Below are 23,254 nucleotides of genomic sequence, written 5' to 3'. Positions count from 1 at the left end.
ACAAGATACAATCCCCCATAGCAAACTGCTTTTTGGGGGATTTTTTAAATAAAATGGATACGGTTTTTACTCTGCTAGAAGTCGTTAATCTATTCCTTTTTTTGTCCTTTAGCGTCTTCAACACTATCAATCAAAATGGTCACTAAATCGATAGCTGCTTGTGCAATTTTAGTACCAGGCCCAAAAATGCCTACAGCTCCGACATCAAACAAAAATTGGTAGTCCTGAGGAGGGATGACACCTCCAACAATAACCATAATGTCTTCTCGTTCGTATTCTTTCAAAGCTTCAATGACTTGTGGCACCAAAGTTTTATGACCTGCTGCTAAAGAGGAAACCCCTAAAATATGGACATCATTTTCAATGGCCTGTTTTGCTGCTTCTTGTGGTGTTTGAAACAATGGACCCATATCGACATCAAAACCCAAATCAGCATAGCTAGTAGCTACCACTTTTGCTCCACGATCATGTCCATCTTGTCCTAATTTGGCAATCATAATTCTAGGGCGTCTTCCTTCCAATTTTGCAAATTGATCGGTCAACGAAGCTGCCTCTTTAAATAGTATGTCGTCCTTTATTTCTTTACGATACACGCCAGATATGGTTTTATTGACTGCTTTGTACCTTCCAAAAACAAGTTCTAAAGCCTCTGAAATTTCACCTAAAGTAGCCCTTTTTTTTGCTGCAATTATTGCCAATTCCAATAAGTTCCCTTCCCCGGTCTTGGCAACGTTTGTTAAATTTAGCAAAGATTTTTGAACTTCTGAACTATTTCGTTCTGATTTTATCTTTTCCAATCGTTCTATTTGTGATAAACGAACTACATCGTTGTCGACTTCTAAAATGTGTAGGGGATCTTCTTGTTGTAATTGATATTGATTAACTCCTACTATCACATCCTTTCCACTGTCTATTCTAGCTTGTTTTTTTGCTGCAGCTTCCTCTATTCGCATTTTCGGAATTCCTTTTTCGATTGCTTTCGTCATTCCGCCCAAACGTTCTATTTCTTCAATCAATTTCCAAGCATTGTTGGCAATCTCTTCAGTCAGGTGTTCCAACTGGTAACTTCCTGCCCATGGATCGACAGTCTTTGTAATCCCCGTTTCTTCCTGTAAATAAATTTGGGTATTTCTTGCGATACGCGCAGAAAATTCAGTTGGCAATGCAATGGCCTCATCTAAGGCATTGGTATGCAAACTTTGTGTACCACCAAAAACTGCAGCCATCGCTTCGATAACAGTTCTTGAAACATTGTTAAAAGGGTCTTGTGCGGTTAAGCTCCAACCACTTGTTTGGCAATGGGTCCTTAAAGCGAGTGATTTTGGATTTTTTGGATTGAATTTTTTGACCATTTTGGCCCACAACATTCTACCTGCTCTTAATTTTGCAATCTCTTTAAAATGGTTCATTCCTATTGCCCAAAAGAAAGACAATCTCGGTGCAAAGGCATCAATATCCATGCCTGCTTCAATACCTTTTCGAAGGTATTCCAATCCGTCTGCTAGGGTATAAGCCAGCTCAATTTCTTCTGTGGCACCGGCTTCTTGCATGTGATATCCAGAGATAGAAATGGAATTGAACTTTGGCATCTTATTGCTGGTATATTTAAAAATGTCCGCAATAATTTTCATAGAAGGTTCAGGTGGGTAGATATAGGTGTTTCGCACCATAAATTCTTTCAAAATATCATTCTGAATGGTTCCAGAAAGGGCTTCTAATGCAACACCTTGTTCTTGTGCTGCTACAATATAAAAGGCTAAAATTGGTAAAACGGCACCATTCATCGTCATTGAAACGGACATGCTTTCTAAGGGAATTTTGTCAAACAAAATCTTCATGTCTTCCACTGTATCAATTGCCACCCCTGCTTTTCCAACATCTCCTTGAACACGTTCGTGATCGGAATCGTATCCTCGATGCGTAGCTAAGTCAAAGGCAACAGAAAGTCCTTTTTGACCCGCTTTTAAATTTCTTCGATAAAAAGCATTGCTTTCTTCTGCTGTTGAAAAACCAGCATACTGCCTGATGGTCCATGGTTTTCGAACATACATGGTACTATATGGGCCGCGTAAATAGGGTGCCGTCCCTGCTATAAAGTGCTCATGGGAAAACCCTTCTTCAGAATTCTTTTCGATATCTATTTGTAGATGTTGTATGTTTTTTCTATTCATTACCTAGTGAAGACCTTTTAGAGTTTTTTTTTCGTTCTCTAACCGCTCCTTCTCATAGGCTTCTGCCAAACGTTTTCGGTTGATTGGAACAATGAGAGTTTTGATGTTTCGTTGTTTTACAAAAGGATATAATTCCAAATGGTTTAGAATTCGATCTTCGGTATTGGGATGTAAATTACTTCCTAAAAGAGGAAGTGATTGTGTATCAAATTGCGCTTGTTCTTTTCCTGCTTTTTCAGCTATTTTTTGTTGAATACTTCCTTCTTTTAATAATTTTAAGAATCCGCCAGATTTTTCGATGGTTTTAAAAAGTGCCAATCCTTTTTCAGCAAGCTGATGGGTGATAGACTCGATATAATAGCTTCCTTTAGCAAGTAAATGTCCTTGATTAAAGCCGGCTTCTTCTTTTAAAATAAGCAATTGATTTCTAGAAATTCGTTCTCCAAATTCATTCGACTTGTGATATATTTCGTCATAAGAAAGATTCGAGATACTTGTAGCACCTCCCAAAATAGCACTCATGCATTCGGAGGTTGTTCTCAGCATATTTACATTATAATCGTAAATGGTTTTGTTACGAGCACTGGGTTGAACAAAGAGTTCAATGTGAGCTGCTTTGTGTTGATAATCTTTAAAGAGCGTTTGTACAAGAAGTTTGAAAGCGCGTAATTTTGCGATTTCGAAAAAATAATTACCTCTTACAGAAATCATAAAATGAATGTTGGTAATTGCATCTTTATGAAGTTGTACAAGGTATTCATTGGTGTGGGCTAGGGCATAAGCCAACTGTTGTACAATTCCCGCACCTGCATTTTCATAAAGCGATACATCGACACAAACTGTGTTTGCAGTCTTTTTAGAAATGGTGTCGAATTTTTGAATATCTGAAGACAAGCTTTCAAACCAATTACCATTTTCGGCTAAATTTCCAATAATGTCTAATTGAAAGAATGTGTTTTTTGAATTAGTGATATTTGAGAGTTTTTCAACGAATTCTTGCTCCAAAAAATGAAGCTTGAAAAATAATTTGGTTGATTGTAAATCGATGCGTTCCAATAAAGCCTTAAAATCAAATGTTTTATTCGCAATAAATTGAATGGCATTAGCACCTCTTTTTAATGCGTTAAGGGCCAATGAGTTTGCAATTTTCACATCATCGATAAAAATGGATTGACAAATTGAGAAGGGTTCTTTTTGTGCTGCTATTTTCAGTTCCTTTCGGTCGTCGATGGTGTAGAAAGGTTTTACGACAATATCTTCTGTAGTTTTCCAAAGAAGACTTTCATTATAATCCAACCCATTAAGGTCTACTTGAATTTTTTGTTTCCAAGCAGCTGCGGAGCTTTCTTCAAATTCACGAAATAGAGATGGGTTCATTATTTTTTTAGGGTGTCAAATTCTATGATATAAATATCTTCATTTTCTTTTTTCATCAAATATTTTTCTCTGGCAAAGCGTTCCAACTCTATTGAATCTTTCAGCCCTTTGATGATGGTACTATCCTTTGTGATTTCTGATTGATAAAACTCAATGGTTTTTTTTAAATCGTCTATTTCTGCATTGTATTTTCGATGTGCTAAATAAGAATTTTCATCAAAAAAAAGCATCCAAATGATAAATGGAACTATAATTAGCACAAAGGTATTTGTAACGAACTTTAGAAATTTTGATTTGGGTTGTAGTTTTTTGAAATTCATGTCGATTTACAGGTATTCGTTAATCACGGTTCTTAGAATATCAATAGCAACCGTATTGTGTCGGTCATTAGGAATAATGATATCTGCAAAATTCTTGGTCGGCTCAATAAATTGTTGATGCATTGGTTTCAAGGTGTTTTGATACCTGTTCAATACCTCTTCTAAATCTCTGCCGCGTTCTGTGATGTCTCTTCGCAATCTACGAATTAAGCGTTCATCGGTTTCTGCATGGACAAATATTTTGATATCAAAAAGAGATCGAAGTTCTTCGCTATTAAAAATTAAGATGCCTTCAACAATAACTACTTTTCGAGGGTGTGTTTTTACTGACTCTTTGGTTCTGTTGTGTTCTACAAAAGAATAGACAGGTTGTGCAATGGTTTCCCCTTTTTTAAGAAGCTTTAAATGATTAATCAATAATTCAAAATCAATAGATCTTGGGTGGTCGAAGTTGATCTGAACCCTTTCATCATAAGATAGAGAGTCTGTTGCTTTGTAATAGGAGTCTTGAGTTATTACACATACTTCATCTGTAGGGAGTTGGTTTATAATTTGATTGACAACCGTCGTTTTGCCGCTACCTGTACCACCTGCAATTCCTATAATTAGCATTTTGTTTGACATTTATTTCTGGAGATCATTTTGAACAAATTTAAAAAAAAATATAGGGATATCTGTGTATAAAAAAAGTTCTTTCAAAGGAAAGAACTTTTTGAGCCGATGGAGGGACTCGAACCCACGACCTGCTGATTACAAATCAGCTGCTCTAGCCAGCTGAGCTACATCGGCTTTTGAATTAAGAGTTGGCAAATTACTATGTTTTTTAGACAACCACCTACACTTATTTTTGTTTTTTTTAGTGATTGTTCTCTCTGTGAACTAATTTTTAAATACTGCCTTTATTTACTCACCATTGATAGCGGTTTTATAGGTGCTCAAGCAACGTTCTCTGGCAAGTTTATGATCGACAATCGGTGTAGGGTAAGTGAGTTCTTGAAAGTCTGGAACCCATTTTTGAATGTATTTGAGGTCTTTGTCAAATTTTTCAACTTGAGTAATGGGGTTAAAGATTCTAAAATAAGGTGCCGCGTCAACACCACAACCAGCAACCCATTGCCAATTTCCAACATTGCTAGAGAGCTCGAAATCGTGTAATTTCTCTGCAAAGTATGCCTCTCCCAATCTCCAATCGATCAATAAGTGTTTGCATAAAAAACTTCCAACCAACATCCGCACTCTGTTGTGCATAAAACCAGTTTGGTTGAGTTCTCTCATTCCTGCGTCTACTAAAGGATATCCTGTGGTACCTTCGCACCATCGTTTAAATTCTTCTTCGTTGTTTCTCCAAAGAATTCTGTCGTATTGTGGTTTAAAACTATCTTTTGTAGTCTGCGGATAATGCCATAAAATTTGCATAAAAAACTCACGCCAAATCAGTTCTTTTAAAAATGTGATACTATCGCTTTTAGAGGCTTTATCAATCATTTTACGGACACTTACCGTTCCAAAACGAAGGTGTGTACCGAGTTTAGATGTACTATCTAAAGCTGGGAAATTTCGTGTTTCATCGTAAGAATCGATCAATCCTGAACTAACTTCATAGGAGGCTACTCTGATGCTAGAGGGGTGAAACCCGATTGCTGCAAGGCTTAAAAAAGGGAGTAGGTCAGTTTTGAGACACTGACCGAGAAGTTCTTCTGAAGGGAAAAAATCAATTCCTCTGTGCTGAAAAGCTTCAATCCACTTTTTGGAATAGGGAGTATATACTTTATAAGCCGTACCATCTTTTTTAACAATTTCGTTTCTTTCAAAGAGTACTTGATCTTTGTAGGTTTTGAATGAAATATTCTTTATTCTCAAAAAATCTTTGATCTCTTGATCTCTTTGCATTGCATAGGGCTCGTAATCATGGTTTGTAAAAACCGTGTCTATTGCATATTTTTCTGATAATTCCTCAAATACTTTGACAGGTTTACCATGATATACAGCTATTCCAGATCCGAAAGTTAGCAAATGACGATTCATGTTTTCTAATTCTTGATGAATAAATGAAACTCTTGAATCGTTTTTTGAAGCTAATTTGGTTAAGATGTCTTCATCAAAAATAAAAATTGGAAGCACCTTTTTTTCGCTACTCAACGCATGAAATAGGCCGCAATTATCTGTTAGACGAAGGTCCCTACGGAACCAAAAAATGTGTACTTGTTCTTTCATCAGTTGCATTCCCCAAAAAGTTCAATAAGCTTTTGTTGTCTGTAGGCAAAAATTTCTTCCAGTTTTGGCTTTACTAAAAAAGGATGTACCAGTTGGCCTAGAATCCCTAGAGGGACTTTATAGTCAATAATGTCTTCTAGTTCAACGCCTCCCTCAATTTCCTTAATAAAATGTTTATGGTGCCAAAGAGCATAGGGACCATAGAGTTGCTCATCAACAAAATATTTTTTTTCTGAAATATGGGTAATTTCTGAAACCCATTGGGTCTTAATCCCTAAAAGCGGCGTTACTATATATTGTATGATTTGCCCAGTATATAATGGCCTGTCTATTGTAGAAACAATATTAAAACTCATGTAGTCGGGTGTAATAACTTTTAAATTTGATGGGTTTGATAAAAAAGCCCAAGCTTCATCCAATGAAATTGGCAGCTGTTGTTTTTTATGAAGCGTATAGATTTTCATTGGTTTTGCGGATTCTAATTGTAAATTAAAATGTATAGATTTAATGAGCTCGCAATACATAGCCAGCCCATGTAGGGAACTAATAAGTAGTTTAATTTTTGGGAATGTAGTTTATATTTGAAATAGAAGTGAAATACCACTGCTGTTAATAGGAGAATATTTAGAAACGCCCATGAAACTAAATGTTGGTTGAAGAATAGGTAATTCCAGCTAACATTTAAAAGTAATTGTATTGCATAGGTTATTCTGAGTTTTAGATCGTTTTGTCTAAGAAAAAGAAAGCCAAGATATACTGAAAAACAAAGCATAATCAGGGTCCAAGCAACTCCAAATGCCCATCCAGGGGGTGTCCAAGGTGCTTGATGTAAGCTGGTATACCAAGGAGATGTTGGACCATTGTTCATCAGCCAACTCCCCATGGCAAGTCCGCCAAAGTTTAAAATCATAAAAAGAATGACAAGTTTGGCTAGTTTCATGCACTCTATTTTTTTAGAGCATCGATCTCTTTTAAAATCGCGTCTGCTTCCAAATATTTCTGATCACTATCACTTCGGTTAATGGATTGAAGTTTAAATCCTTCTTCCATTACCTTTTTGTACTTTTCTTGAAGCTTTTCTACTTCAGATTTTTTTTTAAATAGTCCGAACATGGTTTAGTATCTTAAGTGTTTTGTTATTTTTGAACTAAATGGCTTTGTGATTGAAAAGAAATAGTCGATTAATTTTCCATCAGGATCGATCAAATACTTTTGGAAATTCCATTTAACAGAGGAACTTTTTTTACCATTCAAACTTCGAAGGGTAAGCCACTCATAAAGTGGATGCTGATTCTCACCTTTTACTTCAATCTTTTCAGTAATTAGAAAAGTTACTCCATAGTTGACTTGGCAAAATTCTTGAATTTCAGAGGAACTTCCTAGTTCTTGTTTCCCAAACTGGTTGCATGGAACTCCTATGACTACTAAATTATTTTTATAAGTACTGCTCAATTTTTCTAAACTTTCATATTGTGGGGTGAAACCACATTTTGAAGCGACGTTTACAAAGAGAATATGTTTTCCTTTGTATTTTGATAACTGAATTTCATTTCCTTGTAAATCATTTATATGCACGTCGTAAATTGATGTTCTTGCCATGATTTAAAGTTTAAAACTAACAATTCCACAATCCATCTGAAAAATTTGACCAGATATTGAACTTGCTTTGTCCGAGGTTAAAAAGCATGCCATGTCGGCAACTTCGGTAGGATTTAAGAATTTTTTAAGAGGATGACGATCGGTAATACTTTCGATCATTCTTTCGTTTCTTAATAATTTTGAGGCCAATTCTGTATCGGTTACTGTTGGTGCAATTCCATTGACTCTAATAGTTGGTGCTAGTTCTGCTCCCAATGATTTTACTAAACCTTCTACAGCCGATTTTGCAGCTGCTACGCTCGCATGAAATGGCATTCCTAATTTGGCAGCTACGGTACTAAATAATAATATTGAAGGTGTTTCTCCCCTTTTCAGAAGAGGAAGGTACTGTTGAATTGCTTTTACAGCTCCAATCACGTTGATTTCAAAATCTACTCTGAAGTCGTCTAACTTTAAACGTGATATGGGTTTTAAATTGATGCTCCTGGGCAATAGATAAGTGTATCTAATTCCTCTAATTGGGGTAATTCATCGGTAAGTATATCGCAATGATGATGCGTTAAATTTGGATGACTTAACGCAGGAGGTGTTCTACTGAGATTAATTACGTTGTTTTCTTCTACTAAAGAAGCAATAATTGCTTGTCCAATTCCTTTGCTTCCGCCAATCACTAAGATTTTTTTCATATATCGTTTAAGGTCTTCCTTTCAAACGCTTTTCAATTTTTTGTTTGACTACTGTTAAGCGTTTCATAAGGTCCATTATTTCTGGATCTTTATCTTTTTTATAAACTTCGTTAAGCTCTAGTATTAAGGCTTTTACCTCTCTAGATGCAATAATTCGGTCACTTGTTGTTTTGAATGAGAATTTTCTTGTTTCAAATTCTACTGCTTTTTCTGTTAATGTCATTGTATGTATATGCGATTTTATGTAATTTTCGAATATAAATATAAATGTTTAAAAAGCAAGAGAAAACTGAACTTATTATGAGGTTAAGGGTTTTCCTTTCAATCTTCTCTCAATTCGTTGTTTTATCAAAGTCAGACGTTTCATGACTTCCATGATTTTCTCATCTTTGTTTTTTTTGTAAATTTCATTCAAATTTAAAATTAACTCTTTTGCTTCTCTAGCAGCCATAATTCTATCACTGGTTGTTGGAAATCGCATTTTTCTTGTTTCGAATTCCAGTGCTTTTTCTATCAATTCCATGGGTTAATAATTTAGAGTATTTTGTAATTCAACAATTTTTTCGGGGCTATTAAATGCGCCTCCAAAATAGGAGGTCACTGTCGAAGAAGTGTCGTCTTTAATCCCTCTAGATGAAACACATAAATGTTTCGCATCAATTATGACAGCTACGTCTTCGGTTTCTAGGAGGATTTTTAGTTCTTCAGCAATCTGATTTGTCAATCGTTCCTGAACTTGTGGTCTTTTTGCATAGTACTGTACAATCCGATTTAATTTCGACAATCCAATGACTTTTCCAGAAGAGACATATGCCACATGTGCTTTTCCCATAATGGGTACAAAATGGTGCTCACAATTTGAGTAGAAAGTGATATTTTTCTCTACCAACATTTGATTGTACTGATACTTATTACTAAACAATGCAACTTTGGGTTTATTGGCTGGATTCAATCCCGAAAATATTTCTTCAATATACATTTTTGCAACTCTTTTTGGAGTCCCTTTTAGTGAATCGTCTGTAAGATCAAGCCCCATTACGTTCATAATCTCTTTAAACAAGTCTGCAATTTTTTCTTTCTTTTCTTCATCAGATATCTTGAAAGCATCTGTTATCATTGGGGTTCTTAAACCAGTATATAAGTGATCATCACCCACTTCTTCAATTGAAAAGTTTTGTAATGTATGGTTGTTTTCTTTTAAGGATACTTCTGTACTCATAGCTTTTTCGTTTCTTACCTTTTAGAGATTCCGTTGTTAGAGATGGATCTCTGTCGTGTACACTTAAATCTTCCTTTTTCAAAAGATCTTAATTTTTCATGCTTTGTTTTTCTCCCCTGAACTCGTTCTCTCCAAAGTTTAAAACTCTTTAATTTCATTTGGTCTCTCATCAAACGGATCACCTCTTGTTCTTTAAGTCCAAACTGATATTCGATGGCTTCGAATGTTGTTCTATCTTCCCAAGCCATTTCAATGACTCTATCGATTGTAATTGTATCTAAACTTATCATTCGTAAAAGGCGTAGTTTTTGTCGTTCTCGATTTTTAAATCGGTCAACTTATCAATGAATTTTCTATTCTCTTTTAAGAGTTTATTGTTTGAAAAACGAACGAAATTACCTTGCCCATAGATACTATATCCATTGGTTTTGTATGTGTGTAATTGGTAGAAGGGTATTGCCCAACTAAAATTTTTCAATCCTTTATTGATATGAACAAGAATTCCTTTTTCGCGAATTTCAATATTTGCATAGTTGATGTCAGAAACGGTATTCATGACGTTTTTGAAGCCTTGACTAACCTCAGCGATCATCATCCTTTTAGACCCAACCCCTTTTTTTTTAATCGCTTCAAAAAATGAATAGGCTTTGCCTACCAAGCTATTAATGCTTGCTTCTGTTTCTGAATTTTTGTGTGTGGTGTTGAATATCATTTTCTAAATTCTATTCAAATATACAAAATGTTTAACAAAAATTGATATTGATTAAACAAAAATTTTTAAAATTGTGTTGCAGCTTTGTCATTCGTTTGGCAATAGCTTACTTCGGTTGGATAAGGTGTGTCTTTTAAGTATCCGAAAGCTTTCTTCTTGTACCAAAGGGTTCTTTTTTAAATTCCATAGGATATCACTTGCCTTTTTCCTATTTGTTTTAATATCTACGACTGGTTTTGGGTAATCAATACCTAATTCAAAATCACTAAACTGCATGTCTAAGGCGGTCATTAAGTAAGGTTCATGAATAAAACACACCGGTAAGTTGGCTAGCTCTGGACACCATTTTTTTATAAAAACAGCATGTGCGTCATGATCGAGGCTGTTTTTTATCGGGTTGTAAATTCGAAGACTATTAATTCCTGTTTCTCCCGCTTGCATTTGTAGTTGTGGAAAATGAATTCCGGGTTCAAAATCTAGAAACATTTTTGATAAATGAGCGGTTGCCTCCTGCCAAGGCTGCCAAAGGATGTGCGTAAAAAACGAAACAAGCATTGAACGCATTCTAAAATTTAGATAGCCGGTTTCATTTAAACAACGCATACTGGCATCGACTAGAGGGAAGCCTGTCATACCTGTTTCCCATGCAGTTTTATAGGTCTCTGAGATGCTCTTTTTGAGTTTGTGATATCCCTTGTTAATGCTCGATTCTTCCATAGTATGCTCCATTTCAAATTTCTGGATAAAATGGGCTTGCCATCGCAATCTTGAAATAAATGCCCCTAGATGTTTGTTATTTTCTTTATCAGATTTCAAGAATGTTGCTTTTTGAAAAATCGATCTGATCGATACGTTTCCCCAAGCAATATAGGGAGAGAGTCTACTCGAACTTGTTCTTGATTTTTCTGGTTTTGAAATATTAAAGAGGTATTCTTTATGCCTTTCTTCAAAGAAAGAATTTGCATACTTCCAAGCAGTTGTTGTACCCCCTTTTTGGAAGACCATGGGGAAGTTGAAGTTTTTAAATCTGTAGTGTTAAAATCTGTTGAAATATGATCTATTTCTTCAATCGTTAAGAATTGATTTTTTCTTGGTTTAAAGTTGAATTGTTCATCGTGCATATATCGATTCCAATTTTCAAACCAATCCTCTCTATTTAGTAACCCTCTTAAAACACCGTTGTTAATGTTTTCAGTCCATTCTATAGAATTGTTTTTACAGTACCTATTAACGTCTCGATCTCTGTTGAAGGTAATTAAGAGGCCTGTTTCTTGATGTGAATAGATATGATCAATACTAAAATAGTTTTGCAGCTGGTTCAAACAGGGAATCACTTCTGAATTCACCGCAAAAACTTTTGTGTTGTACTTCTGTAATTGAAGGTTTATATCCTCTATTGATTGTTTAATAAAGTCCCAGTGGCGTTCACTATAATGAGGGTCATGTATCAATGTCTCCTCAAATGCATAGAGTAGAAGTGTGCGATTGTTGGATGCGAGTGCATTTGTAATTGCCTCATTATCGTCCAAACGCAAATCGCGTTTTAGCCAAACAACATGAATGGGTTCTTTATTAATACTCATTTGGATTTGCTATAATATGTGCTGCTTTTTCTTTGATTTCAAATAACTTTTCTGCTGGAATCTTCCGCAGTAAATTGTACATCATACCCATTCTGAAATTCCCAGACAATTCTTCTTTTTTGTCGTCTAAAAAATTCCAATACAGACTGTTAAAAGGACATGCGTCCTTTGTTGTTTTTTCTTTTTTATTATACGAGCAGCTATCGCAATAATTTCCCATTTTATGAATATAGCTCCCGCTAGAAACATAAGGTTTTGTTGCAATTTTTCCACCATCAGCAAATTGGCTCATTCCTCTGGTATTTGGAAGTTGAACCCACTCTACAGCATCTGCATAAATTCCCAAATACCAAGCATCAACTTCGTCGGGATGTGTTTGGGTTAGCAAAGCGTAATTTCCCGTAATCATTAACCGTTGAATGTGGTGTGCATAGCTGTTGTCTAAAGAATTGTTAATTGCATTTTTTAAACAGTTCATTTTGGTTTCTCCTGTCCAAAAGAAGTCTGGTAATTTGTTGGTATTGTTGAGTGTATTTAGCGTTTTGTAATTCGGCATCAATGCCCAGTACATTCCTCTCATATATTCCCGCCAACCCAAGATTTGTCTAACAAATCCTTCTACTTGTGAGATTTCAATTTCTTCTTTTTGTTGACGATAGGTTTGGATAGTAGTTTCAATAACTTCTTTAGGTGAAATCAATTTGATATTCATTGCAAAGGAGATCCTCGCATGGTATAAATAGATTTGATTGGTGTGCATTGCATCTTGAAAATCTCCAAAATGAATCAAAAGGTGTTCGCAAAAATATGCTAATTGGCTTAGTGCTTGTGATCTGTTTATAGGATATTCAAAATATTTTGGATTGATTTTTCCAATTGTTTTGATTCCAGCTTTTTGTATTTCTGTATGAATATCTTCGACATTATTATCGAAACTCTTGAAGGGGGGAATCAGGGTGTCTTCTTTCCATTTTTTTCGATTGCTTTTGTCATAGTTCCATTTGCCTCCTTCGGGTTGATCATTGATCATTAATAATTGATGTTTTTTTCTCATATTTCTATAAAAATTCTCCATCAAAAATTGTTTTTTTCCTTTAAAGAAAACGGCCAATTCATCCCTTTGAGTATAAAAATGTTCTGTGTCCACCACAGAATTTTGTATTGTTAGCGTCTTGCAAAATTCTATCAATTGTGCATTCAGACGGTATTCATCAGGAAGTAAATATTCAAATTTTTCGGCTTTAAATTCTTCAATCTCTTGTGATAAATTTTTGATAAGGGAATGCGTGTTTTTTAAGTCTAAGATTTTCACGTACTTTACAGCATGTCCTTCTTCAATAAGTTCTTCTGCAAAATTTCTCATAGCGGCAAAGAAGCCCGTTACCTTTTGAATGTGATGAACCACATAGTCTGTTTCTTGACGCATTTCAAACAAGCAATATAGGACGTTATCTTCTTTTTGAAGAAACCATGAATGATTTTTATTTAATTGATCTCCAAGAATTAATCTGATTGTTTTCATCCTCTAAAAGTGTGTGTTTTTTAACCAATGATTTTGATACTCCTGCTTTGAGTCATATCTTTCTGCTTGTACTTTTATATTGAATTTTCGATCTCTAGGATCATTTCCAACACCAGAGAGGTATAGCCAATTTCCATAATTTGAGTGCACATCAAAATCGACCAACATCGATTCAAAATATGCAGCTCCAATTCGCCAATCCAACAAAAGCTCTTTCGAAAAATAGGAAGCAACATTTTGCCTTCCTCGATTACTCATAAAACCGGTTTCTTTTAGTTCAATCATATTTGCATTCACAAAAGGCTCATTTGTTCTACCGTGAATCCAATTTTGAATTTCAAGTTCATTTGAACTCCATTCATATTTTTTTTGTAAGATTCCACCTATTTTAAATAGTTCATTTCCGTGTTTTATGGATATGTATTTAAAATAATCTCTCCAAATCAGTTCAAAAATCAACCAATAGGTTGATTCATTTCCCCCATGTTTAAGTTCATATTCCTTTAGTTTCCAATAGATTGTTTTCGCAGAAATACTGCCATTTGCAAGCCATGGAGAAAGTTTTGAACTGTAGTCTGCCCCTAGCAAACCATTTCTAGTTTCTTTATAGAAACTAATTTTTTTAGATTCAAAAAAGTAATAATCAATTCTTTTCAAGGCCTCATTTTCTCCTCCTGTAAAGGGGAAAGATGTACTACGGTCTTGGATTAATGAAGGATATCCTAGGGCCTTTACATCCGGAATTGTTGTAGTGGTTTCAATGAGGTTTTCCTCGTGTCTCTTTTCAAAAGTACTTTCTTTTCTGACAGAAATGTACTTTTCGACTTTTCGCCTAAAGTTTGAAAAAACACTTGGAATATCTTTAAATTCTATATTGATGTCCTCTGGGTGATACAAAAATTGGTCATAAGAATAGCTTATCTTACAATCGTTTTGTATTTTTTGTTCTACTTTTTTGTAGGTGTTGACTTCCTCAGAAGTCCATTCTTTTTGAGCAAATATTTCGGTAATGTTATATTCGTTACAAATTTTTGGAAGTATTTGTTCAGGAACTCCAACAAAGGTTAGGAGTGATATGTTTTTTTGAGCCAAGTTTTCTTTCAGTTGTTGAACTGTTTCGATTAGAAATTGAGCTCTATGTACCCCCATTTTTTTAAATCCAAAAATAGTTTCATCAAAAACATTCTTGTCAAAGATGTATATGGCGATGATTTGATCATGTTTTTTACAAGCTAGATCAATTGTTATATTATCTGAAATTCGTAAGTTGTTTTTGAACCAGATCAGTCCTGTTGATTTTTGTTCCTTCTGCATTTTTCACTACAATATTTTACGTTATCCCAATTTTTTTCCCATTTCTTTCTCCATGCATAGGGTTTTTTGCAAGTCAGACAAATTTTTTGAGGCAAATGTTGTTTTTTCAAGGCTTAGGGTTTTGCAATTTTATCAATCATTCCATTAAAAATAAACCAATGGAAAGGTGCCACCGCATACCAATAAAGCCTTCCTGCCAATCCTTTGGGTCTGAAAGTAGCAGTCTGATAAAGTGTTCCATCTTCGATTTTAAACTCAAGCCATGCTTCATAAGGCAAGACCATTTCTGCATAGAGGAGTAATTTTTGATTGGTTTTGTCAGCATAAATTACTCTCCAAAAATCCAAAGCATCTCCTGCATTCAATTCTGTTGGATGTCGTCTTCCTCGTCTTAAACCTGCACCTCCAAAAAATTGGTCAATAAATCCCCTAATTTTCCACAAAGCAGTTCCATAGTACCAACCCGTTTCTCCTCCAATGGCCCATATCTTCTGCAAGGATTCTTCTTTGTGAAGTATTTTTCTGCTTTTAAGATCACGAAAACATCCATGCTTAGGAACATTGATGAATTGATGAACGTAGTTTTTCAATTTTCCACTGCTGATGTAAGAGTCCTTCCAGCTTGAAATAATACTGTTCTGTTTTATTTTTTCAAATGCAAATTTTACGGCCTGTTGATAACTCATAGGCGTTACTCCTAGGATTTTATTGATCTCACTTTTTTTTCCAATCACTTCAACTCCCATCGAATTGACTAATGAATTTGCAAGTTTGTATGATGTTGAAGTCACAAAATACAACCAATAGGAAGATAGTTTTGGAGTCATGACAGGAACTGTCCAGATCCATCGTTTCAATCCTCTTACTTCTGCAAATTGGTATAGCATTTCTTTGTAAGTCAATACTTCAGGGCCAAAAACATCAAAAGATTGATTGTATAGGGTTTCGTTTTTGAGGGCTTTGTGTAAAAAAGACAATACATCTCTAATTCCCAGTGGTTGAGTTTTTGTATTCAACCATTTGGGAGCAATCATGACCGGAAGTTTTTCTACGATATCGCGAATGATTTCAAAAGAAGAACTCCCAGAGCCGACTATGATACCTGCCTTAAATGTAGTGAGTGCATAGTTTTTTGAAGACAATGTTTTTTCAACATTTTTTCTAGAAAGTAAATGTTTAGACAACTTGGTGTCGTTGGTAATTCCACTCAAATAAATAACTTGGGCTACTGATGTTTTTTCTATAAAACGCTTAAAATTGAAGGCGCATTTTTCTTCTAAAATATGGAATTCTTTAGCAGAATTGGACATCGAATGTATCAGGTAGTAAGCGGCTTCGATATCTTTTGGAATATTTTCTAAACTTTCAGAGTTTAAAAAATCTACTTCTACCAACGCTATGTTTTTGCGATCTCGAAAATAGTTTTTTGCCCTTTCTTTGTCTCTTACAGCGCAAACAACCTTATGCCCATCATTTAACAAAAGCGGAATTAATCGCTTGCCAATGTATCCGGTTGCTCCTGTAACGAGAATTTTCATGTGCTAGTTTTTTAAGTGGTCACTGGTATAGTCTATGCGTTATTCTTATGAGTATTTAAGTATTAGGATCTATCTCAAAACAGCTATTTTCTGGGTCTCTGATAAGAAAGTTGTTTTTTAAAAGTGGGAATGGTATAGGTGTCTAAACCATTGATAGCGACGACCTTTCCAATTGAAAGGTTGATCAATCCATCTTCTTGTAGAAGCGCGTCATTCACATACAATTCCTCAATTTGTGATACAATCAGCATCACATCGTTTGAAGGTACGTAAATTTCCTCAATAAATTTCATACTCATCTGAACAGGAGCGTTTTTTACAAAGGGGGCAGAAAATTCGCCCTTAAATTCTTCTTCCAATTCTGTAACATCAAATTCTGAAATATTATCAGGGTATTTTGCTGAGGTATGATGTGCATCTTCTATGATTTCTTCATAAATATGATTGATGGTAAAATGTCCAAGATCTTTGATGTTTTTGTGTGTATTTCTAGGAACGGAAGTGGGTCTTAAGATGAATCCTAAGGTTGGAGGATTGGACCCTAAATGAATTACAGAACTAAAGACTGCTACATTTGAAACTCCTTCAGTGGAGATAGAGCCTAATAAATTTGCTGACTTAAACCCTGAACAACTGTTGATCAAATTGATCTTATAAATTTTATCTAACGCGTCGATATCCTTTCTTTTAAAAATTGCCATTACAAAGATTTAAAATTGTTGATTTTTACAGATTTTGCTTTTAGGTCGTGCATCAAATTATACAATCCAAAAAAGGTTCTGTTGATGTAAATAAAGTGTTTAGATCCCCTGTTTCCGTTCATGTTTTTAAGTTCGGAACTTTTAGCATATTTGGCACCCAAATCAGAAATTTTGCCAAAAAATTCTGCATCAGAAAAGTCAAATTCTTCTTCGTGAAAGGGTTGGGTGAATAAACTCAACATTTCATGAAACATAGCACGGAAAAAGATAAGTTCTTCTTTAGAATCATCTCTTCGTAAGATTTCCAATTCAAATAGTTTTTCCTCAAAAATAGCTGGATCTGCAATACTCTCTGGTTTTGCCAGTTCGAAGTAGGGAACATAAAAATCTTCCGGAATTGATTTCATACACCCAAAATCCAATGCAATCAATTCTGTGTTTTTAGAAACTAAAAAGTTTCCTGGATGTGGGTCTGCATGCACTTTTCTAAGATTATGAATTTGATGCATATAAAAATCCCACAAGGCCTGACCTAACATATTAGATGCTTCTTGATTCGAATTGTGTGCAGTAAATTCAGAAAGGTGTTCTCCTTTCATCCAATCCATGGTAATGATTCTATCTGAAGAGTATTCAGAATAGTATTCTGGAAATTTTAAGTTGGGAATATGTTTACACTTTTCACCAATTTCTTTACTTTGTGCAATTTCTAAGATATAATTGGTCTCTTCAGTCAATTTATCTTCCACTTCTTTAAAATATTTATCAGAATCTTTACCTCTGATATTAAACATTTTAATAGCGATAGGCTTTACTAAAGCTAGGTCAGAAGCGACACTTTCAGCAACACCAGGATATTGGATTTTTACAGCCAATGTTTTTCCGTCTTTTTCAGCTTTGTGAACTTGTCCAATACTTGCTGCGTTGACAGAAGTTAAATTGAACTGATCAAAAATTTCATTGGGATTTTTACCAAAGTATTTTTTAAAAGTTTTACTCACCAACGGAGGAGAGAGTGGTGGAACCGAAAATTGAGCCAAAGAGAATTTCTCTACATATGCAGCTGGGAGAATACTTTTTTCCATGCTAAGCATTTGTGCAACTTTTAATGCACTTCCCTTCAATTGTTTCAAGCCGTCGTATATATCTTCAGCATTGTTTTCGTTGAGTCGAGCTTTGGCATCTACTTCGTTGGTTACCAATTTATCACCGTAGTATTTCAAATAATTCACACCAACTTTTGCGCCAGTAGTCATTAACTTAGAAGCTCGTTGTATTTTGGAAGTTGGGATCGAATCTAATGTTTTCATTGTTTTAGTTTTGCATCATTTTTTCTTTGAATAAAAATTTTCCAAAGTCAAGAATGCTTCTTAGGGGTTTAATGTCTAGCAAATCAAAGCTAGTATTTACTGATTTTTCAATAAAAATATCCGTTTTTTCAAATGAAGGAGATGTGTCGTCTAGCCAAAATTTCATTGTAACTAACAATTGAATCCACGCAGATTCTTGTAAGGTTTTATGTTGAAATTTTTCTAATTGCTCTTGTTGGATGTCTAGAGTCTCGATGTCTAATTCATCGATGAATTGTTTAAAGTGCTTTCGGAAACCATTCAGGCTTTTTAAACTCTTTAAATTATTTTTTCCCTTATGGAATGCATACACAACATAGCTTCTGTTTGCGGTCAATAGTTCAAAAAATGTAAAATAAAAACTTAGTAATTTGTTTCTAGCATCATAATTTTGATAGTCCTCACTTTTTGAAAGTAATTGAAGTGTGTTTTCAAAAAAGGTTTCAAATACTGAAGTTTCAATAGCTTCAAAAGAACCAAAAAATTCATAAAAATTGGCTTCTTCAAAATTATTCTCTTTTGCAAAACTAAAAATTGATTTTGGGGGATGATCGTTCTCTAGAACAAATTCCATATACATTGAAACGAGGTCTTGTTTTTTAACGATTTTTTTTCTTGCCATAATGGTTGTTTTTTGATTGGTGTAAAGATACAAAATGTTTAATGATTAAAAGTGATCGTTAAACAAAATTATCAGATCTTTTTTTTGATTGAAATCAATACAATATGGTATTGATGCATATGAAAATTTTGAGTTTTCTTGGCAGGATTCGAACCTGCGACCTTCACGCTTTTAGCGTGACGCGATATCGTTCAAAAATCTTTTTATGCCTCGTTTTTTGATTTTTTTTCAAGCTTAATTGCATCAGTTTTATTAATCTCTATTTTTGAATAGATAATTTCCCAGTCTTTTGCTTTACTGGTAAATCCTTTGTGATCATAAAGATGCTGTTGTAGTCTTTTAGCTATTGATGTTCCAGTGTAACCACAATAAAACGTATTTAATTGTTTTGAGAATAGTATATATACAGTAAACATAAAACTAATTTACAAAAAAAACCAGCAACAAAAGTTACTGGTTTTAGTCGGGGTGGCAGGATTCGAACCTGCGACCTTCACGCTTTTAGCGTGACGCGATATCGTTCAAAAATCTTTTTATGCCTCGTTTTTTGATTTTTTTTTCAAGCTTAATTGCATCAGTTTTATTAATCTCTATTTTTGAATAGATAATTTCCCAGTCTTTTGCTTTACTGGTAAATCCTTTGTGATCATAAAGATGCTGTTGTAGTCTTTTAGCTATTGATGTTCCAGTGTAACCACAATAAAACGTATTTAATTGTTTTGAGAATAGTATATATACAGTAAACATAAAACTAATTTACAAAAAAAACCAGCAACAAAAGTTACTGGTTTTAGTCGGGGTGGCAGGATTCGAACCTGCGACCTCCTCGTCCCAAACGAGGCGCGATGACCGGGCTACGCTACACCCCGTAAAATGATTGCTCATTAATGGACGGCAAATATACGTTCTTTTCTTAAATGAACAATTTTTAGGTAAAAAATATTTTAAAATTTATGGAATTGTTTATGCTGATATTTTCATTATTAAAACTTATAAACATTGGTTTTAGCAATGTGTAAAATTTGATACATTTACCATCCTAAATGAATAAAACAATGTCTGAAAATATAGAAAAAATAAAATGCTTGATTATTGGGTCTGGTCCTGCTGGATATACCGCTGCTATTTACGCAGCTAGAGCTGATATGAAACCTGTAATGTATACTGGAATGCAAATGGGGGGACAACTGACTACCACAACAGAAGTAGATAATTTCCTGGATATGCAAACGGAACAGATGGAACTGCCATGATGGAGGATTTGAAAAACCAAGCTGAGCGTTTTGGCACTGAAGTACGTTTTGGTATGGTAACCAAAGTAGATTTAAGTGATCAAATTGGAGGGATTCATAAAATTATTGTGGATGAGTCAAAGCATATTGAAGCTGAGACGGTAATCATTTCTACAGGAGCAACTGCAAAATACCTGGGAATAGAGAGCGAACAGCGTTTGATTGGTGGAGGTGTTTCTGCCTGTGCTACTTGCGATGGGTTTTTCTACAAAGGGCAAGATGTTGTTGTTGTTGGAGCTGGAGACACTGCAGCAGAAGAAGCAACCTATTTGTCTAATATTTGTAAAAAGGTAACGATATTGGTTCGTAAAGATTTTATGAGGGCTTCGAAAGCAATGCAACACAGAGTAAATAAAACCAAAAACATTGAGGTACTGTACAATACAGAAATTGATGAGGTATTGGGTAGTACTGTTGTAGAAGGTGTGCGGACCATCAATAATCAAACTAAAGAAACGATAGTGATTCCGGTTACTGGTGTTTTTATTGCCATTGGGCATACCCCAAATTCCGATTTATTCAAAGGTGTTTTAGAGATGGACGAAACAGGATATTTAATCACCAAAGGAAAATCGACCAAAACTAATTTACCAGGCGTATTTGCTGCTGGAGACATTCAAGATAAAGAATACAGACAAGCAGTTACTGCTGCAGGAACCGGTTGTATGGCAGCCCTAGATGCAGAACGCTATTTAGGAGCTTTAGAATAGTTTTTAAAACACAATCAAAATAAAAAGAGATTACAGCATTGTAATCTCTTTTTTTAGATTTAAAAAAAATGGTTGAATTAACCCACTGTTCTTGTTTTATTTAATAAGTAAAAGTCTGCCAAGACCAAAGCAGTCATAGCTTCAATAATTGGAACTGCTCTGGGAACTACGCAAGGGTCATGTCTTCCTTTTCCAGTAATTTCTGTTACTTCATTTTCAGAATTTATGGTTTGTTGACTTCTCATAATGGTTGCAACAGGTTTAAAGGCTACTCTAAAATAAATGTCCATTCCATTACTGATTCCTCCCTGAATTCCTCCTGAAAGATTTGATTGGGTAGACCCATCAGCATTAAAAATATCATTGTGCTCAGAGCCCTTCATTTTTGCACCACAAAAACCACTTCCAAATTCGAATCCTTTTACTGCGTTGATTGAAAGCATTGCTTTTCCTAATTCAGCGTGTAATTTGTTAAAAATTGGTTCGCCTAATCCTACAGGAATGTTTTGAGCTACACAGGTGATGGTTCCACCGATTGTATCTCCTGCTTTTCTGATTTCCTGAATCCTCGCAATCATTCTTTCAGCAGATTCTTCATCTGGGCAGCGTACAATATTGTTTTCTGTCTTGGAAAAATCCAGTTCTTGATAGGGTTTGTCAATGAAAATCTCTCCAACAGAAGAGGTATAGGCATTGATCGATATACTTGCCATTAATTGTTTTGCAAGCGCACCGGCTACAACCCAATTGGCAGTTTCCCTTGCAGAACTTCTTCCGCCACCTCTATAATCGCGTTCTCCAAATTTCTTGTCGTAGGTATAATCTGCATGCGAAGGGCGATATATATTGGTGTTGTGATTGTAATCTTTGGATTTTTGATTGGTATTTTTAATGAGAAAACCAATAGAAGTTCCGGTTGTTTTTCCTTCAAAAATTCCAGATAAAAATTCAACAGTATCGGGCTCTTTTCGTTGGGTAACTATTTTTGATTGACCTGGTTTTCTTCGGTTTAGTTCCTCTTGAATTGCTTCAAAATCTACCTCTAAACCAGCAGGAAAGCCGTCAATAACTCCACCAATTGCTACTCCATGAGATTCCCCATAGGTTGTTAGCTTTAAAAGGTTTCCAAATGAATTGAAAGACATAGTGTGTTTTTTATAAAATAAGCCGTAAAGATACTAAAGAAAGCAGCATCCTTCCTATTTTTTTATACTTTCTTGCGACTAGCTAGAGGAGAAATGAACTCAAAAGGTTTGACTGTTAGTAAAATAGAAAGCTCATTTTACGATATTCAAAAAAGATTAAAATTAATGACTGTTTTATTTCTACAAATTAAAAAACTTTCTATCTTTGCATCCGCATTCAGGGAATACCTGATGAGACTTCTGGAGAAATGGCAGAGCGGTCGAATGCGGCAGTCTTGAAAACTGTTGACTGTAACAGGTCCGGGGGTTCGAATCCCTCTTTCTCCGCATAAAAAAATCCCTTACGATCTTTTGATTATAAGGGATTTTATTTTTTACTAATTATTGGGGTAAAAGAACGAACAAGTCAATTTCGTACAAAGGTTTCCAATTCTACTTTCAAATCGGTAAACATTTTGATGATACTACTCAATTTTAAATCGCGTTCGTCATATTCTTGGGTATTGATGCTACAGGTAAATTCCCATAACTCTAAAACCTCACTAATAGGAACATGATAGGATTGATAGGAACTATTGTCGGGAGATAGTAGTAAGGCGCCCCTTTCTTCCACTTTATTATAGACACGTTTGTAGGTCATGCCATCATTTGCAGTCACGACCACATAAGAACTACCGTTTTTAATATTATTAAAATCGTCTACAAATTTTGCAACGACATAGGCACCGTCTTTCATTGGTAACATCGAATCTCCTTTTATGGGAAAGGCTCTGTGCTTTCCTGTCGGTAAAAAAGGCAATTTGATTTTTTGCAACTGCTCAATGTATTCAGGGTCATTATATCCCAATAAGTATCCTGCAGAAGCTTTTTCAGGGATCACTTCGATTAAATTGTCATCATCGGCTTCGACCATAATTGGAAATAAAATTCGTTGATTTCCAATTTCTAGAAAAGAATCCGCCGTAGCAGCTGTCAAATCGTTTTTGATTAGAACGTCTACAGGCAGTTTAAAATATGTTGAAAGTTCGACTAAGGTTTCTATAGAAGGTTCAGAACGCCCTTCTTCATATGAACCAATTCTAGATTTAGTCATCTTTAATTCCTTAGAGAATTCTTCCTGAGTTAACTTTCTTAGTTTTCTTAAATGACGAATGTTTTTTGATAGTTGATTCATAATACT

At 34.9% G+C, this 23,254-nt stretch carries 27 protein-coding genes, 3 tRNA genes and 2 pseudogenes; 2 read left to right on the top strand and 30 right to left on the bottom strand.

Annotated features, from left to right (window positions below; genetic code table 11):
• Positions 1–89 precede the first annotated feature (89 nt).
• From scpA to RRF69_RS01865, 28 genes and pseudogenes are all read right to left on the bottom strand, one after another.
• Entirely contained in the window at positions 90–2,171 is a 2,082-nt protein-coding gene (scpA, locus tag RRF69_RS02000; protein ID WP_316940331.1) for a methylmalonyl-CoA mutase, read from the bottom strand.
• 3 nt (positions 2,172–2,174) lie between these two features.
• Entirely contained in the window at positions 2,175–3,548 is a 1,374-nt protein-coding gene (locus RRF69_RS01995; RefSeq protein ID WP_316940330.1) for a methylmalonyl-CoA mutase subunit beta, read from the bottom strand.
• Positions 3,548–3,808, bottom strand: a complete 261-nt coding sequence (locus RRF69_RS01990; protein ID WP_316940329.1) for an FtsB family cell division protein — start codon at positions 3,806–3,808, stop codon at positions 3,548–3,550. The genes RRF69_RS01995 and RRF69_RS01990 overlap by 1 nt, the downstream gene beginning before the upstream one ends.
• Before the next feature lie 66 nt (positions 3,809–3,874).
• The gene (gene udk, locus RRF69_RS01985; RefSeq protein ID WP_316940328.1) at positions 3,875–4,480 is read right to left on the bottom strand and encodes a uridine kinase; all 606 of its coding nucleotides are present in this window, start codon (positions 4,478–4,480) and stop codon (positions 3,875–3,877) included.
• Positions 4,481–4,583: 103 nt separating this feature from the next.
• Positions 4,584–4,657 (bottom strand) — tRNA-Thr (locus tag RRF69_RS01980).
• A gap of 114 nt (positions 4,658–4,771) precedes the next feature.
• Entirely contained in the window at positions 4,772–6,082 is a 1,311-nt protein-coding gene (locus tag RRF69_RS01975; RefSeq protein ID WP_316940327.1) for a deoxyribodipyrimidine photo-lyase, read from the bottom strand.
• Positions 6,082–6,546: an SRPBCC family protein gene (locus RRF69_RS01970; RefSeq protein ID WP_316940325.1), complete on the bottom strand. Its 465-nt coding sequence runs from the start codon at positions 6,544–6,546 to the stop codon at positions 6,082–6,084. The genes RRF69_RS01975 and RRF69_RS01970 overlap by 1 nt, the downstream gene beginning before the upstream one ends.
• 14 nt (positions 6,547–6,560) lie before the next feature.
• Positions 6,561–7,022: a TspO/MBR family protein gene (locus RRF69_RS01965; RefSeq protein WP_316940324.1), complete on the bottom strand. Its 462-nt coding sequence runs from the start codon at positions 7,020–7,022 to the stop codon at positions 6,561–6,563.
• Positions 7,023–7,027: 5 nt separating this feature from the next.
• Positions 7,028–7,195: a Lacal_2735 family protein gene (locus RRF69_RS01960; RefSeq protein ID WP_316940323.1), complete on the bottom strand. Its 168-nt coding sequence runs from the start codon at positions 7,193–7,195 to the stop codon at positions 7,028–7,030.
• Between the two features lie 3 nt (positions 7,196–7,198).
• Positions 7,199–7,681 (bottom strand): glutathione peroxidase, encoded by a 483-nt coding sequence (locus RRF69_RS01955; RefSeq protein ID WP_316940321.1) that lies wholly within the window; start codon positions 7,679–7,681, stop codon positions 7,199–7,201.
• A gap of 3 nt (positions 7,682–7,684) precedes the next feature.
• Positions 7,685–8,367: pseudogene (locus RRF69_RS01950) on the bottom strand (SDR family NAD(P)-dependent oxidoreductase).
• A 7-nt stretch (positions 8,368–8,374) separates the two neighbouring features.
• Entirely contained in the window at positions 8,375–8,590 is a 216-nt protein-coding gene (locus tag RRF69_RS01945; RefSeq protein WP_316940320.1) for a hypothetical protein, read from the bottom strand.
• Positions 8,591–8,665: 75 nt separating this feature from the next.
• On the bottom strand, positions 8,666–8,890 hold the full coding sequence (locus RRF69_RS01940) for a hypothetical protein (protein WP_316940319.1): 225 nt from the start codon (positions 8,888–8,890) through the stop codon (positions 8,666–8,668).
• 3 nt (positions 8,891–8,893) lie between these two features.
• Positions 8,894–9,586: a GTP cyclohydrolase I FolE gene (folE, locus tag RRF69_RS01935; RefSeq protein WP_316940318.1), complete on the bottom strand. Its 693-nt coding sequence runs from the start codon at positions 9,584–9,586 to the stop codon at positions 8,894–8,896.
• Positions 9,587–9,600: 14 nt separating this feature from the next.
• A complete protein-coding gene (locus RRF69_RS01930; protein WP_316940317.1) occupies positions 9,601–9,876 on the bottom strand; it encodes a TIGR03643 family protein in 276 nt (91 codons plus the stop codon).
• Positions 9,873–10,298 carry a hypothetical protein gene (locus tag RRF69_RS01925; protein ID WP_316940316.1) on the bottom strand — a complete coding sequence of 142 codons (426 nt, stop codon included), beginning with the start codon at positions 10,296–10,298 and terminating at the stop codon, positions 9,873–9,875. The genes RRF69_RS01930 and RRF69_RS01925 overlap by 4 nt, the downstream gene beginning before the upstream one ends.
• Positions 10,299–10,385: 87 nt before the next feature.
• A complete protein-coding gene (locus RRF69_RS01920) occupies positions 10,386–11,114 on the bottom strand; it encodes an FAD-binding domain-containing protein (protein WP_316940314.1) in 729 nt (242 codons plus the stop codon).
• Positions 11,111–11,881 (bottom strand): deoxyribodipyrimidine photo-lyase, encoded by a 771-nt coding sequence (locus RRF69_RS01915; RefSeq protein WP_316940313.1) that lies wholly within the window; start codon positions 11,879–11,881, stop codon positions 11,111–11,113. Before RRF69_RS01915 ends, RRF69_RS01920 begins: the two co-directional genes overlap by 4 nt.
• Positions 11,871–13,403 carry a cryptochrome/photolyase family protein gene (locus RRF69_RS01910; RefSeq protein WP_316940312.1) on the bottom strand — a complete coding sequence of 511 codons (1,533 nt, stop codon included), beginning with the start codon at positions 13,401–13,403 and terminating at the stop codon, positions 11,871–11,873. The genes RRF69_RS01915 and RRF69_RS01910 overlap by 11 nt, the downstream gene beginning before the upstream one ends.
• Positions 13,404–13,406: 3 nt before the next feature.
• Positions 13,407–14,717 (bottom strand): DASH family cryptochrome, encoded by a 1,311-nt coding sequence (locus tag RRF69_RS01905; protein ID WP_316940311.1) that lies wholly within the window; start codon positions 14,715–14,717, stop codon positions 13,407–13,409.
• Positions 14,687–14,827 carry a DUF2256 domain-containing protein gene (locus RRF69_RS01900; RefSeq protein ID WP_316940310.1) on the bottom strand — a complete coding sequence of 47 codons (141 nt, stop codon included), beginning with the start codon at positions 14,825–14,827 and terminating at the stop codon, positions 14,687–14,689. The genes RRF69_RS01905 and RRF69_RS01900 overlap by 31 nt, the downstream gene beginning before the upstream one ends.
• Before the next feature lie 3 nt (positions 14,828–14,830).
• Positions 14,831–16,255: an SDR family oxidoreductase gene (locus RRF69_RS01895; RefSeq protein WP_316940308.1), complete on the bottom strand. Its 1,425-nt coding sequence runs from the start codon at positions 16,253–16,255 to the stop codon at positions 14,831–14,833.
• Between the two features lie 83 nt (positions 16,256–16,338).
• Positions 16,339–16,956 (bottom strand): flavin reductase family protein, encoded by a 618-nt coding sequence (locus tag RRF69_RS01890; RefSeq protein WP_316940307.1) that lies wholly within the window; start codon positions 16,954–16,956, stop codon positions 16,339–16,341.
• Entirely contained in the window at positions 16,956–18,266 is a 1,311-nt protein-coding gene (locus RRF69_RS01885) for an AarF/ABC1/UbiB kinase family protein (protein WP_316940306.1), read from the bottom strand. Before RRF69_RS01885 ends, RRF69_RS01890 begins: the two co-directional genes overlap by 1 nt.
• A gap of 4 nt (positions 18,267–18,270) precedes the next feature.
• Positions 18,271–18,927, bottom strand: coding sequence for a TetR family transcriptional regulator C-terminal domain-containing protein (locus tag RRF69_RS01880; protein ID WP_316940305.1), 657 nt, complete (start codon positions 18,925–18,927; stop codon positions 18,271–18,273).
• A 203-nt stretch (positions 18,928–19,130) separates the two neighbouring features.
• Positions 19,131–19,343, bottom strand: a complete 213-nt coding sequence (locus RRF69_RS01875; RefSeq protein WP_316940304.1) for a GIY-YIG nuclease family protein — start codon at positions 19,341–19,343, stop codon at positions 19,131–19,133.
• An 85-nt stretch (positions 19,344–19,428) separates the two neighbouring features.
• Positions 19,429–19,674 (bottom strand): GIY-YIG nuclease family protein, encoded by a 246-nt coding sequence (locus tag RRF69_RS01870; protein WP_316940303.1) that lies wholly within the window; start codon positions 19,672–19,674, stop codon positions 19,429–19,431.
• A 47-nt stretch (positions 19,675–19,721) separates the two neighbouring features.
• A tRNA-Pro gene (locus tag RRF69_RS01865) sits at positions 19,722–19,796 on the bottom strand.
• Between the two features lie 186 nt (positions 19,797–19,982).
• On the opposite strand from RRF69_RS01865, the pseudogene trxB reads away from it, so the two are divergent.
• Positions 19,983–20,929: pseudogene (trxB, locus tag RRF69_RS01860) on the top strand (thioredoxin-disulfide reductase).
• 77 nt (positions 20,930–21,006) lie between these two features.
• Here trxB and aroC read toward each other — a convergent pair.
• The gene (aroC, locus tag RRF69_RS01855; RefSeq protein ID WP_316940302.1) at positions 21,007–22,074 is read right to left on the bottom strand and encodes a chorismate synthase; all 1,068 of its coding nucleotides are present in this window, start codon (positions 22,072–22,074) and stop codon (positions 21,007–21,009) included.
• A gap of 242 nt (positions 22,075–22,316) precedes the next feature.
• On the opposite strand from aroC, the gene RRF69_RS01850 reads away from it, so the two are divergent.
• Positions 22,317–22,401 (top strand) — tRNA-Ser (locus tag RRF69_RS01850).
• 79 nt (positions 22,402–22,480) lie between these two features.
• On the opposite strand, the gene RRF69_RS01845 is transcribed toward RRF69_RS01850, so the two are convergent.
• Positions 22,481–23,248 (bottom strand): LexA family transcriptional regulator, encoded by a 768-nt coding sequence (locus RRF69_RS01845; protein WP_316940301.1) that lies wholly within the window; start codon positions 23,246–23,248, stop codon positions 22,481–22,483.
• Between the last annotated feature and the right edge of the window lie 6 nt (positions 23,249–23,254).

Source organism: Polaribacter sp. HL-MS24, from assembly GCF_032758595.1.
Classification (GTDB): domain Bacteria; phylum Bacteroidota; class Bacteroidia; order Flavobacteriales; family Flavobacteriaceae; genus Polaribacter.
This window is presented reverse-complemented; position numbering and strand designations above follow the sequence as displayed.

What these genes read in the sequence shown, in the direction of transcription:
- RRF69_RS01965 (WP_316940324.1), bottom strand. Translation starts at nt 7,022, where the DNA reads ATGAAACTAGCCAAACTTGTCATTCTTTTTATGATTTTAAACTTTGGC.
- RRF69_RS01970 (WP_316940325.1), bottom strand. Translation starts at nt 6,546, where the DNA reads ATGAAAATCTATACGCTTCATAAAAAACAACAGCTGCCAATTTCATTG.
- RRF69_RS01945 (WP_316940320.1), bottom strand. Translation starts at nt 8,590, where the DNA reads ATGACATTAACAGAAAAAGCAGTAGAATTTGAAACAAGAAAATTCTCA.
- RRF69_RS01910 (WP_316940312.1), bottom strand. Translation starts at nt 13,403, where the DNA reads ATGAAAACAATCAGATTAATTCTTGGAGATCAATTAAATAAAAATCAT.
- scpA (WP_316940331.1), bottom strand. Translation starts at nt 2,171, where the DNA reads ATGAATAGAAAAAACATACAACATCTACAAATAGATATCGAAAAGAAT.
- RRF69_RS01975 (WP_316940327.1), bottom strand. Translation starts at nt 6,082, where the DNA reads ATGAAAGAACAAGTACACATTTTTTGGTTCCGTAGGGACCTTCGTCTA.
- RRF69_RS01890 (WP_316940307.1), bottom strand. Translation starts at nt 16,956, where the DNA reads ATGGCAATTTTTAAAAGAAAGGATATCGACGCGTTAGATAAAATTTAT.
- RRF69_RS01995 (WP_316940330.1), bottom strand. Translation starts at nt 3,548, where the DNA reads ATGAACCCATCTCTATTTCGTGAATTTGAAGAAAGCTCCGCAGCTGCT.
- RRF69_RS01870 (WP_316940303.1), bottom strand. Translation starts at nt 19,674, where the DNA reads ATGTTTACTGTATATATACTATTCTCAAAACAATTAAATACGTTTTAT.
- aroC (WP_316940302.1), bottom strand. Translation starts at nt 22,074, where the DNA reads ATGTCTTTCAATTCATTTGGAAACCTTTTAAAGCTAACAACCTATGGG.
- folE (WP_316940318.1), bottom strand. Translation starts at nt 9,586, where the DNA reads ATGAGTACAGAAGTATCCTTAAAAGAAAACAACCATACATTACAAAAC.
- RRF69_RS01895 (WP_316940308.1), bottom strand. Translation starts at nt 16,255, where the DNA reads ATGAAAATTCTCGTTACAGGAGCAACCGGATACATTGGCAAGCGATTA.
- RRF69_RS01940 (WP_316940319.1), bottom strand. Translation starts at nt 8,890, where the DNA reads ATGGAATTGATAGAAAAAGCACTGGAATTCGAAACAAGAAAAATGCGA.
- RRF69_RS01915 (WP_316940313.1), bottom strand. Translation starts at nt 11,881, where the DNA reads ATGAGTATTAATAAAGAACCCATTCATGTTGTTTGGCTAAAACGCGAT.
- RRF69_RS01880 (WP_316940305.1), bottom strand. Translation starts at nt 18,927, where the DNA reads ATGGCAAGAAAAAAAATCGTTAAAAAACAAGACCTCGTTTCAATGTAT.
- RRF69_RS01930 (WP_316940317.1), bottom strand. Translation starts at nt 9,876, where the DNA reads ATGATAAGTTTAGATACAATTACAATCGATAGAGTCATTGAAATGGCT.
- RRF69_RS01955 (WP_316940321.1), bottom strand. Translation starts at nt 7,681, where the DNA reads ATGGCAAGAACATCAATTTACGACGTGCATATAAATGATTTACAAGGA.
- udk (WP_316940328.1), bottom strand. Translation starts at nt 4,480, where the DNA reads ATGCTAATTATAGGAATTGCAGGTGGTACAGGTAGCGGCAAAACGACG.
- RRF69_RS01885 (WP_316940306.1), bottom strand. Translation starts at nt 18,266, where the DNA reads ATGAAAACATTAGATTCGATCCCAACTTCCAAAATACAACGAGCTTCT.
- RRF69_RS01925 (WP_316940316.1), bottom strand. Translation starts at nt 10,298, where the DNA reads ATGATATTCAACACCACACACAAAAATTCAGAAACAGAAGCAAGCATT.
- RRF69_RS01875 (WP_316940304.1), bottom strand. Translation starts at nt 19,343, where the DNA reads ATGTTTACTGTATATATACTATTCTCAAAACAATTAAATACGTTTTAT.
- RRF69_RS01960 (WP_316940323.1), bottom strand. Translation starts at nt 7,195, where the DNA reads ATGTTCGGACTATTTAAAAAAAAATCTGAAGTAGAAAAGCTTCAAGAA.
- RRF69_RS01845 (WP_316940301.1), bottom strand. Translation starts at nt 23,248, where the DNA reads ATGAATCAACTATCAAAAAACATTCGTCATTTAAGAAAACTAAGAAAG.
- RRF69_RS01905 (WP_316940311.1), bottom strand. Translation starts at nt 14,717, where the DNA reads ATGCAGAAGGAACAAAAATCAACAGGACTGATCTGGTTCAAAAACAAC.